The sequence below is a fragment of the Rhizobium sp. YTUHZ044 genome (assembly GCF_051123975.1).
Taxonomy (GTDB): domain Bacteria; phylum Pseudomonadota; class Alphaproteobacteria; order Rhizobiales; family Rhizobiaceae; genus Rhizobium.
Genome location: NZ_CP101426.1, coordinates 3,548,903 through 3,561,340 on the forward strand (window position 1 = coordinate 3,548,903; position 12,438 = coordinate 3,561,340).

The 12,438-nt window shown below is 60.9% G+C and carries 11 protein-coding genes; all 11 read right to left on the reverse strand.

Annotation, left to right across the window (positions count from 1 at the left end; genetic code table 11):
* Positions 1-50: 50 nt before the first annotated feature.
* A complete protein-coding gene (locus NL154_RS17510; RefSeq protein WP_210629946.1) occupies positions 51-887 on the reverse strand; it encodes an outer membrane protein in 837 nt (278 codons plus the stop codon).
* Positions 888-1,146: 259 nt separating this feature from the next.
* The gene (gene glmM, locus NL154_RS17515) at positions 1,147-2,499 is read right to left on the reverse strand and encodes a phosphoglucosamine mutase (protein ID WP_210629945.1); all 1,353 of its coding nucleotides are present in this window, start codon (positions 2,497-2,499) and stop codon (positions 1,147-1,149) included.
* Positions 2,500-2,741: 242 nt separating this feature from the next.
* Positions 2,742-4,673: an ATP-dependent zinc metalloprotease FtsH gene (gene ftsH / locus NL154_RS17520; RefSeq protein ID WP_210629944.1), complete on the reverse strand. Its 1,932-nt coding sequence runs from the start codon at positions 4,671-4,673 to the stop codon at positions 2,742-2,744.
* Positions 4,674-4,771: 98 nt separating this feature from the next.
* Entirely contained in the window at positions 4,772-6,232 is a 1,461-nt protein-coding gene (tilS, locus tag NL154_RS17525) for a tRNA lysidine(34) synthetase TilS (RefSeq protein WP_434733117.1), read from the reverse strand.
* Positions 6,233-6,243: 11 nt separating this feature from the next.
* The gene (ybgF, locus tag NL154_RS17530) at positions 6,244-7,227 is read right to left on the reverse strand and encodes a tol-pal system protein YbgF (RefSeq protein ID WP_221146462.1); all 984 of its coding nucleotides are present in this window, start codon (positions 7,225-7,227) and stop codon (positions 6,244-6,246) included.
* Between the two features lie 159 nt (positions 7,228-7,386).
* Complete coding sequence (gene pal / locus NL154_RS17535) at positions 7,387-7,923, reverse strand: peptidoglycan-associated lipoprotein Pal (protein WP_210629941.1); 537 nt, start codon at positions 7,921-7,923, stop codon at positions 7,387-7,389.
* Positions 7,924-8,075: 152 nt separating this feature from the next.
* Positions 8,076-9,386: a Tol-Pal system beta propeller repeat protein TolB gene (gene tolB, locus NL154_RS17540; RefSeq protein WP_221146461.1), complete on the reverse strand. Its 1,311-nt coding sequence runs from the start codon at positions 9,384-9,386 to the stop codon at positions 8,076-8,078.
* Between the two features lie 20 nt (positions 9,387-9,406).
* Positions 9,407-9,820: a hypothetical protein gene (locus NL154_RS17545; RefSeq protein ID WP_434733118.1), complete on the reverse strand. Its 414-nt coding sequence runs from the start codon at positions 9,818-9,820 to the stop codon at positions 9,407-9,409.
* Positions 9,821-10,960, reverse strand: a complete 1,140-nt coding sequence (locus NL154_RS17550) for a cell envelope integrity protein TolA (protein ID WP_221146459.1) — start codon at positions 10,958-10,960, stop codon at positions 9,821-9,823. It lies immediately after the preceding gene.
* An 8-nt stretch (positions 10,961-10,968) separates the two neighbouring features.
* Complete coding sequence (gene tolR / locus NL154_RS17555) at positions 10,969-11,424, reverse strand: protein TolR (RefSeq protein ID WP_434733119.1); 456 nt, start codon at positions 11,422-11,424, stop codon at positions 10,969-10,971.
* Between the two features lie 18 nt (positions 11,425-11,442).
* Entirely contained in the window at positions 11,443-12,162 is a 720-nt protein-coding gene (tolQ, locus tag NL154_RS17560) for a protein TolQ (RefSeq protein ID WP_004671617.1), read from the reverse strand.
* Positions 12,163-12,438: the final 276 nt, after the last annotated feature.

Genomic DNA, 12,438 nt, shown 5'->3' on the forward strand with positions numbered 1-12,438 from the left:
AAAAAGCCGCCCGGAGCGGGGGCGGCTTCTGATGCGATGGCTTGAGAGGCTTACTTGTAGACCGGCTGCTGCAGCGGGATTGCCGGCGGCTCGTAGGCGACCGGCTGAGCGCATCCGCCAAAGAGGTAGCGGCCACCGACGCGGACTTCATGGGCGCTGAGGCCCCTGTCGCGGCCCGGACCGCCATTTTCGGCATAGCCGAACATGTTGCCGCCATCGATATGCAGGTATCGGTAGCCGACATCGGCCTTGAAGTTGCAGGTGACGTCGACCGAGGCGCCGGCCATGAGGGCGTAGGTGAAGCGCCAGTTGCCCTTGCCGCCGTGGGTGACCTCGTCGTCGCAGAAGCTGCCGTCATCGGCGCAGGCGACATTGCGCAGGTTTTTCCACTTGACGTAGGAGCCGCCGATACCGGCGCCGACATACGGCGTCACATAGCCGTAGGTGCCGAGATCGACATAGGCGTTGGCCAGCAGCGTATAGGCGGTCAGCGAAGAGCGGTCGCGCGAGGTGCAATCCACCAGCGGGAAGCCGCACTGCCCGGATGTCGAGCCATTGAAATCCGCCTGGGTGAGATAGTCGAAGGTCAGATCGGTGCGCAGATAGCTGTTGATCTGATAACCGACACCGCCGCCAACCGTCCATGCGTCGTCGACATCGGCGTCGTCGAAATCGACCTCCGTGGCGTTGCTGCCTTGGAAATAGCGCGCGCCGCGCAGATCGGTGAAGGCATAACCGACGTCGCCGCGCAGATACCAGCCGGTCGCTTCGGCAACCGCCACCTCCGGCGGCTGTTCAGGGATGGGTTCGGCAGGGGCGAGATCCGCGGAATAGGCGTTTGTCGCTATCAACAATGCTGCGAGGATGCCGGACAAGCTTCTCTTCATGGATTTCACTCCAAAATCCCGTTGCGTCGGCAGGCTCAGTCGCTGCCAATCTGATACGCTTGGCATGGATAATGAATTGAAAACGTTAAAAGCTGCTTAACCACGCTTATTTACTTTGATTTCAAGCATCGAAGTCGCATGAAACAGAAGATCGACTGCGTCGGAAAATGGTTTGAGCAGAGATACATGCCGCCGACGTGCACAACAAAAAAGCCGGCGCTCACGCACCGGCCCTTTGATTATCTGTTCACACAGAGTGTCAGGCAGCGGTCCGGACATTCGAGATCATCCCGATCAGCTCGTTGACGATGCGCTCGATCTGAGTGCGGTCGTCGCCCTCGGCCATGACGCGGATCAACGGCTCGGTGCCCGAAGGCCGGATGACGAGGCGGCCGTTTCTGGCGAGCTCGGCTTCGGCATCGGCAATCGCCTTCTGTACCTGAATATCCTCCAGCGGCTTGCCGCCGCTGATGCGGACATTGCGCAGGAGCTGCGGCACCGGCTCGAAGCGCCGGCAGACTTCGCTGACGGTGCGGCCGGTGCGCTTGACCGCGGCAAGGATCTGCAGCGCTGCGACCAGACCGTCGCCTGTCGTACCGTAATCCGAAAGCACGATGTGTCCCGATTGCTCGCCGCCGACATTGTAATTGTGCTGGCGCATATGCTCGACAACGTAGCGGTCGCCGACCTTTGTGCGGGCAAGCGCCATGCCGCGTTCGTCGAGGAAACGCTCGAGGCCGAGATTGGACATGACAGTGGCGACGATACCGTTGCCGCGCAGCTGCTGGCTCTCGGCCCAGCTCTCGGCGATGACGGCCATCAGCTGGTCGCCGTCAACGATCGAACCGTTCTCGTCGATAATGATGACGCGGTCCGCGTCGCCGTCGAGCGCGATACCGATATCGGCGCGAACCTCATCGACTTTCTTCTGCAATGCGACGGGACTGGTGGAACCGCAATTGAGATTGATATTGGTGCCGTTCGGTTCGTTGCCGATGGTAACGACATCGGCGCCGAGCTCCCAGAGCACGGCGGGCGCCACCTTGTAGGCAGCACCATTGGCGCAATCGATCGCGACCCTCAGCCCTTGCAGCGTCACGTCGCGCGGCAGTGTGCGCTTGGCATGTTCGATATAACGATCATGCACGCCGTCGACGCGTTTGGCGCGGCCGATATCGTCGGACTTGGCAAGCTGCGCGTTCAGATCCTTTTCGAGCAGGTCCTCGATCTCGGCCTCGATGTCGTCCGAAAGCTTGTAGCCGTCGGGGCCGAACAGTTTGATGCCGTTATCTTCATAAGGATTGTGCGAAGCGGAGATCATCACGCCGATATCGCAGCGCAGCGAACGCGTCAGCATGGCGACGGCAGGCGTCGGAATCGGGCCGAGAATGAAGGCGTCGAGGCCCGCAGCCGTGAAGCCTGCCACCATGGCGTTCTCAAGCATATAGCCGGAAAGGCGCGTATCCTTGCCGATGACAACGCGATGACGGTGGTTGCCCCGGCGGAAGATCGTGCCGGCGGCGATGCCGACCCGCATGGCGAGATCCGGCGTCATCGGGAAGACGTTGGATTGACCGCGAATACCGTCCGTACCGAAATAGCGTCTTTTCATCTGCACTCCTGCGCTTTGGCGCGCCATTCCAGGCAGCGCATCGTTCCAAGCAAATCCGGCTTCAGTGGATTGTCGTCAGTCCAGGAGCGTGATTCATGCTTGCTTCTCTTCAGCGGAATGCCACAAATTGCGGCAATCGGCACGTAAATTAGCGAGAAAAATGATTATATCCCGTTACCAATAAAAAAGGCCGGATCTCCCATAGCGGAAATCCGGCCTGTTTTCGAGATGCTGTCACAGCTTCAATGCGGCTGCGGTTCGAGACCGGCTTCGGGCTCATCACCCTTGGTGGCAGGCCGCACGCCGGCCTTCGGAACCGCCGATCCACGGCTCGGCGGCGAATCGTCACCGAGATCGCGGGAGGGCTTCTCACCGCGGATCAGCGCCTTGATCTCATCACCGGTCAAGGTCTCGTATTCGAGCAGACCTTCGGCAAGGGCGACGAATTCGTCGTGCTTTTCCGTCAGGATCGTTCGGGCCTGCGAATAGGCTTCGTCGATCAGGCGGCGCACTTCGTTGTCGATCTTCTGCGCGGTCGCCTCTGAAACATTCTTCGACTGCGAAACCGAGTGACCGAGGAAGACTTCCTGCTGATTCTCGCCATAAGCGACCTGACCGAGCTGATCGGAGAAGCCCCACTGCGTGACCATGGCGCGGGCAAGCTTGGTGGCCTGCTCGATGTCTGAAGACGCGCCTGAAGTGATGTTCTCCTTGCCGAAGGTGAGTTCCTCGGCGACACGGCCGCCCATCATGATGCAGAGGCGCGAGACCATCCATTTGTAGCTCATCGAGTAGCGATCGCCCTCGGGAAGCTGCATGACCATGCCGAGCGCACGGCCGCGCGGAATGATCGTCGCCTTGTGCAGCGGATCGGCAACAGCGACGTTAAGCGCGGTGATGGCGTGGCCGGCCTCGTGGTAGGCGGTGAGCTTCTTCTCCGCTTCGGTCATTGCCGAGGAACGGCGCTCGGCGCCCATCATGATCTTGTCCTTGGCGTCCTCGAACTCCTGCATGGTGACGACACGCTTGTTGCGGCGGGCAGCCATGAGGGCGGCTTCATTGACGAGGTTCATCAGATCGGCACCGGAGAAACCGGGCGTGCCGCGGGCAAGAACCTTGAGATCGACATTCGGCGCCAGCGGAACGTTGCGGGCATGCACTTTGAGGATGCGCTCCCGGCCGACGATGTCGGGGTTCGGCACCACGACCTGGCGGTCGAAACGGCCGGGACGCAGCAGCGCCGGGTCGAGGACGTCGGGGCGGTTGGTGGCGGCAATCAGGATCACGCCTTCATTCGCCTCGAAACCATCCATCTCGACCAGCAACTGGTTCAGCGTCTGCTCGCGTTCGTCGTTGCCACCGCCGAGACCGGCGCCGCGATGGCGGCCGACGGCATCGATTTCGTCGATGAAGATGATGCAGGGCGCATTCTTCTTCGCCTGCTCGAACATGTCGCGCACGCGGCTTGCACCGACGCCGACGAACATTTCGACGAAGTCGGAACCCGAAATGGTGAAGAAGGGCACGTTGGCTTCGCCGGCGACAGAGCGGGCGAGCAGCGTCTTACCGGTGCCCGGAGGGCCGACCAGCAGCACACCGCGCGGGATCTTGCCACCGAGACGCTGGAACTTCTGCGGATCACGCAGGAATTCAACGATTTCCTCGAGATCCTGCTTGGCCTCGTCGACGCCGGCGACGTCTTCAAAGGTCACCCGGCCATGCGCTTCCGTCAGCAGCTTGGCCTTGGACTTGCCGAAACCCATCGCGCCGCGGGAGCCGCCCTGCATCTGTCGCATGAAAAACAGCCAGACGCCGAGAATGAGAAGCATCGGCAACAGCGTGCCGAGATAGCTCAAAAAACCCGAAGAACCATCCGTTTCTGGACGGGCGGAAACCAGCACATTCTTCTGCTGCAGGCGATCAAGCAGGCTGTCGTCGATGACAGGCGAATAGGTCTGGAAGGTGGAGCCATTTTCAACATAGCTTCCCGAGACACGGTTGCCCGTGACCACGACTTCCTTCACACGGCCCGCATCAACCTCACGCAGAAACTGCGAATAAGGGATATCGCGGGAACCCGTCTGCGCCGGCGCCGTCTGAAACATGCTGAAAAGGGCGATCAGCAGAAGCGCGATGATCGCCCACAATGCGAAATTACGTAAGTTAGGGTTCATTGAACTCCCCAGCACTGCAACAGCCGCCTCATGGCGACCGTCTTAATTAGGTTCTAACATAGGGTTGCGCCGCGCTATTGCCAAGGCAATCCCCCAAGTCAGATGGTTTTTCCGTCAATACTTCTTAAAGGCAGCCCCGCATAGGGCGCCATCGCGAAAACCGCCGAAAGCCTGTCGGCAAAGATGAAATCAAATCGTGTCAAAAAGCGGTCGAAGGGTGCGAAATAGGGCGTCAATTCAACCATTGAAGCGGATTCTGGAGATAAATAGGCTCCATCTGAGGATAAGGCGGGCGCCGACTCGATTACGCGTTTCCATGCGGATTTGGGAAGCCCCCTGTCCCGCCCTCCCTCATTCCTGTGCCCGTCACAGGATTCCAACGCGTCCAAGTCCTTGGGCGCAGAAGACTTGTTACGCATTGATGAGTCATTCGCCGCGCCGACCCGCGGCGGCTGGATTCCTGTGACGGGCACAGGAATGAGGGCGGAGCGCGCGGCCTGAGCTTCCACCCTCATGGTCGTTCGTAGCCGGTTTTCAACACGGAACCTCCCATCCCAAACCCCAGCCTCCCCCGGCCGCAACACCAGCGGCATTATCCCCCGGTTCTCCCGCGCCAGATAAAGCCCATCGCACCTGAGATCGAACACCACTCGGCCGGTGGTCATCCGTCCCGGCTTGCTGCCGGCGGCGAATGCGAGAACACGGTCCATCTGCACCCTGCCCGGCGCGAATGGCTGCCCGCCGAACACGGCTGTCAGGCGGCCGAGCGTATAGTCGAGGACCGCATGGTCCTGCCGCAACCCGTCGGGCATTACCTGCCCAAGCACGCCGCCGTGAAGCTGGAAATGACAATCCAGCCACTCGGCGGCTCGAGACGACAGGGCCAGCCTTTCTTCCCAGACTGCGCGAATATCCGTCTCCGCCGCAGGACCGGCAGACAGCTGCCGGCGCATCCGCACACGCTCGTACTTGGTATCCTCATTGCTCGGATCGTCGATCCACCGCACGCCCCGCGCCCGCAGGAAAGCGCGTATATCCGCCCGCGCGACAAAAAGAAGCGGCCGCAGGATCCAGAGGCGCCGGTCGAAGAGCACGGCGTCGGCGATACCGCTCGAAAGTTGCTCTGTTCGCATCCCGCGCATCCGCAGCGTTTCACGCTGGTCGTCCAGCGTATGGCCGGTGACGATAAGATTGGCGCCGAACGCTTCCGCTGCCTCGGCCAGAAGGCTGTAACGGGCTTCGCGGGCCGCAGCCATGATGCCGGTTTTCGGCTTTTCGCCTTGCCATGTCGAGATAATATGGGGAATGCCGAGGGATGCACAGAGGGCTGCGACCTCTCGCGCCTCGTCTGCGGAGCCGGCGCGTAGCGCGTGGTCGACCGTCGCGGCACAAAGGGAAATTTCAAGATGGGGCGCGGCCTTCACGGCTTCATCGAGGAGGAGAAGCAGGCCGCTGGAATCGCTGCCGCCCGAGATCGCGACGAGAATACGCGCAGGACTTCGAAGCGATGCGAGAAACTGAAGGATTGCCTCTCGAGGCGATGCGGCTTCCGGAGACATTCCGGAAGACCTCAGCAGGCGAGGCGTTTCTGTTCGCTCGCAACCTTGCTTATGACGGCGCGTGACGCCTTGGGATAACGCTTCGAGACTTCGCGCAGGGTCGCGCAGGCCGTCTCTTTATTGTCGAGGGCCGCAAGCGACATGCCGAGCTTCAGCAGCATTTCCGGCGCTTTTTCCGAGCTACCGTATTTCTGATGCGCGTTGAGGAAAGTCTTGGCCGCCTCGTTGTATTTGCCCTGTGAATAAAGCGCCTCGCCGAGCCAGAAATTGGCGTCCGCCGCCCGCGCACTGCTCGGGTAACGGGCGATGTACTGGTTGAATTCCTGCTCGGCCGTGCCGTAATCGCCTGACAATACGTGGCCGTAGGCTGACTTGTACTGATCCGCCTCGTTGCCGAGCGAGGCCGTCTGCTGCGGCGTCCCGCTATTGGGAATCGGGGCGGAACCGATAGTGGCGTTTTCGTCGACGCTTCCGCCGATCGCGTTGCCGTTCTGATCGAAGTCGATCGAGCCGAGCTGCTTCGGAGGCTGGCCGAGGCCGGTATTACTGGGCACATCGGTGGAGGGAGCCGTTTCGGCCCCCTGCGGTGCTTGGATCACCCTGGCGACGTCGTCGCTCCCGGACGCTGCCGGAGCGACATCGGTCTCGCTCTTTTTGACCGGAGCCTTGGCGCCACCGCCGCCGCTACCGGTTTTTTCGAGCTGCTGGAAGCGGAATTCATTGTCTTCCTGCTGCTTGCGGATCGTCTCCTGCATCTGCAGGAGCTGAAAGCTCATCTCCTCGATTCGGCCGTTCAGCTGCCGCATTTGCTCTTCGAGCTGCTGCACACGGATTTCCGCGTCCCCGCTCTGCACCCTGACGACGGGAGGGGCCGGCTGCTGTTCCGCGGATCGGCCGCCAAGATGCAGCCCGAAGAACGAGGCCGAGTAAGCCGCTCGTTCGCTCCCGGTCATAGCCGCCAGGCACAGCATGCCTGCCACGACAAGTTTCTTCATATGTATCGTCCTGTCCCAGTGATTCTTCGCGCCGTGAGGCACGAACAGGAGATTTTTCCAATTGCTGTCAAAAAGCAACGGAGTCTGGCCAAAGTGTGGTCAAAAAGAAAAGGCGGCCCCGGATGGGACCGCCTCCGTAAAACCAATTATAACTGGAAATTACATGCCGGCGCCGCCGAGCACGGTGACCGCGCGGCGGTTCTGCGACCAGCAGGAAATATCGTCGCAGACGGCGACCGGCCGTTCCTTGCCGTAGGAGATCGTCTTCATGCGCTGCGCCGGAACGCCGCGCGAAGCGAGGTAGTCCTTGGTGGCAGCAGCGCGACGGGCGCCAAGGGCGAGGTTATATTCGCGGGTGCCGCGTTCGTCGGCATGGCCTTCAACGGTGATCTGGTAGTTCGGATAACGGCCGAGCCACTGTGCCTGACGGTCGAGCGTCTGAGCGGCATCGGCGCGAATCGACGTGGAGTCGGTATCGAAGAAGATGCGGTCACCGACATTGACCGTGAAGTCCTGGGTCGAGCCCGGCGTCGCGGCGCCTGCGCCGAGACCCATGTCGCCGGCGCTGTTCGGCATGCCGCCGTTCTTCTTGTTCGCGCAGCTTGCAAGCGCGAGACCGGCGACAAGCGCGATCATGACGGGGTTGCGGGCAAAATTCTGCATACGGCTCATTGCCGGGGTATGAATTCGGCTCATGGCCGGTCTCCTTGCGAGTTCATCAGGGTTTCCGGACAGTAACCGCACTCGGTTAACCGCCCCTCAAAGATTATGGTTAACAATTTACTGATTTGTCCCGTGTCGCCCGGTTTCCACGACTTTGAGGCGACATAAAGGCATTGATGCACTCGCTACTCCAGCAGCGGCGACCATGCCGGGTCGGAAGCATAGCTCGGCGTCTTCACCAGCTGCTCGTTATAGCCGGTCAGATCAATCGAATAGAGTTGCGGGCCACCCGCGCCTGCCGCCTGGCGGAAGAACATCAGCACACGGCCGTTCGGCGCCCAGGTCGGGCCTTCATTGTGGAAGCCGGACGTCAGGATGCGCTCGCCCGAGCCATCCGGCTTCATCACGCCGATCGAGAACTTGCCGCCGGACTGTTTGGTGAAGGCGATGAGATCCCCGCGCGGCGACCAGACCGGCGTCGAATAGGAGCCGTCCCCGAAGGAAATACGGGTTTGGCCCGAGCCATCGGCGTTCATCACATAGATCTGCGGCTTGCCGCCTCGGTCGCTTTCGAAGCTGATGCGTGCACCGTCAGGCGAATAGGAGGGCGAGGTATCGATCGCCGCCGTCGAGGTCAGCCGCGTCGTCGTGCGCGAGCGCAGGTCCATCGTATAGATGTTGGAATTGCCTTCCTGCTGCAGGCTCATGATCACCTTCTGGCCATCCGGCGAAAAGCGCGGCGAGAAGGTCATTCCGGGGAAGTTGCCGACAACTTCGCGCTGCCCGGTTTCGAGCTGCAGCAGATAGACGCGCGGCTGCTGGTTGGCGAAGGACATGTAGGTGACTTCTTGCCGGCTCGGCGAGAAGCGCGGCGTCAGCACGAGGTCGCTGCCGTCGGTCAGCGTCCGCACGTTGAAACCGTCCTGGTCCATGATCGCCAGCTGACGCTTGCGCTGCTGCTTGGTCCCCGATTCAGAGACGAAGACGACGCGGGTGTCGAAATAGCCTTCCTCGCCGGTGATCTGCTTGTAGATCGCGTCGGCGATGATGTGGGCCACACGGCGCCAATTCTCCGGCTGCGTATAGAACTGCTGCCCGGTCATCTGCTGCCCGGCGAAGGGATCCCAGAGACGGAATTCGGCCCGAAGACGTCCATCGGCCTCCTGCGTCACACGGCCGGTGACCAGCGCCTGGGCGTTGATGACCTTCCAATCTTCAAACCGCGGCGCGGCATCGGGGTTGGAAATCTTCTCAATGAAGGCGCTCTTGTTGATCGGTGCGAAAAGGCCGGAACGCTGCAGGTCGGCGGCGATCACCTGCGAGACCTGCGCACCCATATCGCCCTGCAGGAAGTCCGTCACCGCAATCGGCAGCGGCTGAACGTTGCCTTTTCGAATGTCGAGGGTGACGAGCGCATTGGCCGGCGTCGCAAAGACGGCAGTGGTCGCCAGACCGACTGCGACCAAAATGGCGCGGAAAAAGGAACACTTTGTCATACCAAACAGCCTTTCAGCATCTATGGAATCAGATCGCTGGATTCGAAGTGCAGGACGACTTCCCTCCAGGATTCGTATTTTTCTTTCGGGAGCATGGTGAATGGCGCGGAACGCGGAACAGCGCGGAGAGCCGCAGCCGACAGGCTTTTCCGAGCCGCTTCGGTGCCGCCCGAGGCTGTGACCTTGGGTGAACCAACGATCGCGCCAGCCTTATCGAGCCACAGGTGGATTGTAATCACGACTCCGCCGTCCCTCGCCTGCCCGGGAGGAACATTGAACGAGGAAGCGATTGCGTGCTGCAAATCCCCGGCCGAGTTGTCGGAGATCGACGGATCGACCGGTTGCGCCAACGCTTCAGGTGCACAAGCCAGAACCGTTCCAAACCTGATGGCGGCCGCAATAGACTTGTTGCCATGGGAAAGGTCCATCAGCATCTAGATTCCCATGCTGCTTGGATCGAAGTTAAGGTCGAACTCATTCCAAGCGTCATACTTGTCCTTCGGAAGCATCGAGAAGGGTGCGGATTTCATGACGGCTCTGTATGCGCCGCTTTCCAGCGCACGGCGTGTGGCATCGCTGCTGCTGCCGCCCGATGACTCGACTTCCGGCTGGCCGATAATGTTGCCATCCCTGTCGAGCTTCATATGCACCTTGATGACCATGCCAGAAAGGCCTTCCATCCCCGGCGTGACAAGCCAGTTCCCCTCGATCAAGCCGCGCACAGCATCTTCTTCGCTCTGGCTGAGTTTCGAGCCACCATTGCTCTTCTTCGCACCGAGCGATGCCTCCTGCGTCGAGCGCTTGGCGCCGCCAGCGGAAGGATCGGTCTTGTTCAACAAGGCCGAAATCTCGTCAGCATTGAAATCGCTCTTCATCGTCGAGGCCGATTTCGCCACTTCCTGCTTTTTGTCGGCCTTCTTCTTGTCCGTCGGTTTTTCCGCAGCCTTCGGCTCGTCCGCGGGCTTTTCCGGCGGCTTTTCGGCCGTCTTCTGCGGTTCCGGCGGCTTTACCTGCGGCTTGACGACCGGCGTCGGCACCTTGTCCGGCAAAGCTTCCGCATCCGGCTTCGGCGGCTCTTCGGGCTTGGCCTGCTCTTCCGGCGGTTTTTCCTCCGGCTTCGGCGGCGTCACTTCAACGGGCTTCGGCGGCGGAATGGAGGCAACCTCCTTCGGCTGATCGACCTCAGTCTCTTCCTTGTTGACTTCCTTGACATCGTTCGGATTCGGATCGGTCGTCGGCAGTGGCTTCTCGCTCGAATTCGCTGCCGCAGCCTCCGTATTACTCGGCTTGGCGTTCGGCACCGGCGGCGTCTTCAAGTCGACATTGTTGTCGCCGGCGTTTTCGGCAGGCTGCGAGATCGGCGGCCGGCTCGTCGGCACGGGCGCGGACGTCTCCTTCTTCGGAGCCTTCTTGTCGCCTTGCTGCAACTGGGTGATGGATTCCACCGGCACGAGATCGACCGGCATCGCTTCGAAATCCTCGACCTTGAAGGATTCCGGGGCGCTCAAAGACACCATCGCCCAGGTGAGCACCAGGCAATGCAGAACAGCAGATGTGACGACGCTGGTCTTCATCTTGAACGCTATTGGTCCTTCTTCTGCTGCGTCACGAGACCGATATTCTTGAAGCCGGCCCCCTGGATGCGGGCCATCACGTCAGCGATGACGCCATAGGGCGCCGTCGCGTCGCCGCGCACGAAGATGCGTTCGCTGTAGCCGGTGGTGGCGATTGCCTCGAGCTTGGCGGCAATCTCCGCTGCCGGGATCGGCGTTTCCTGCAGATAGACTTCGCCGGAGTTCTTGACCGAGATCGTGATCGGCTGCGTCTCGGAATTCAGCGCCTTGGCCTGCGTTTCCGGCAGGTCGATCGGCACGCCGACGGTCATCATCGGTGCGGCGACCATGAAGATGATCAAAAGCACGAGCATGACGTCGACGAGCGGCGTCACGTTGATTTCAGAAATGACGGCCTTATTCCGACCGCCGCGACGGCGGCGTCCGCCGCCCCCGCCGCCATTGCCTCCAACAGCCATACCCATCTGAGAATACTCCGTTGGTTACTGAGCGGCAGCGCGCGGCTGCAGCTTCTCGTCGATCTGGCGCGAAAGTATGGCGGAGAATTCGTCCGCGAAACCTTCCATGCGGGCCGAGAGCTTGCCGGCATCGGCAGAGAACTTGTTGTAGGCGATAACGGCCGGGATAGCGGCGACGAGACCGATTGCCGTGGCGAGCAGCGCCTCGGCGATACCGGGTGCGACGACCGCGAGGTTCGTCGATTTCGAGCCAGCGATCGCCTGAAAGGAGGTCATAATACCGACGACCGTACCGAAGAGGCCGATGAACGGGCCGGCCGAACCGATGGTGGCAAGCGATCCGAGACGGGCGCCGAGATATTCGGTTTCACGGGCGAGCGTTACGTCCATGGCGCGGTCGATACGCATCTGCAGGCCGATCGGCGAGCGGGCGCCGCGTTCGAAGGATTTTTTCCATTCGCGCATGGCCGCGACGAAGATCGACGCCAACCCGGTGTTGTTGCGTTCCGACAGCGAGCGGTAGAGTTCTTCCAGCGACTGGCCAGACCAGAACACCTGCTCGAACTTGTCGAACTGGCGCCGTGCGCGGCCATAGGCTAGATACTTGTCGATGACGATCGCCCACGTCCAGACCGAGGCCGCGATCAGCCCGAGCATGACGAGCTTGACGACGATGCCGGCCTGCATGAAAAGCGACCAGAGGCTGACGTCCGTCGTGGCTGCTGCCAATCCTACTTGTTCCATTGATCCAAAATCCCCGAATCCAAACGCCCGGCGCTGGACCGGGCGGCACAAAATGATCTCGCAAGAAGTGTCCGGCGACCGCCGCCCAAAGCCCTGGTCAAGCTTCCAAGCTCTTCTTCCGCCTTCTTGCCGTCAAATTTGGTCAAAGGAAGGCGTGCACCGCACAAACTCCGACTTTCCCAGTAAGACACTATTATGGTTAATAGATCGTTAGTGCCGTACTATGACAGAAAGCCTGTGTTCGGAAGATTTTGTTCCGTGGATTACTTGACCGGA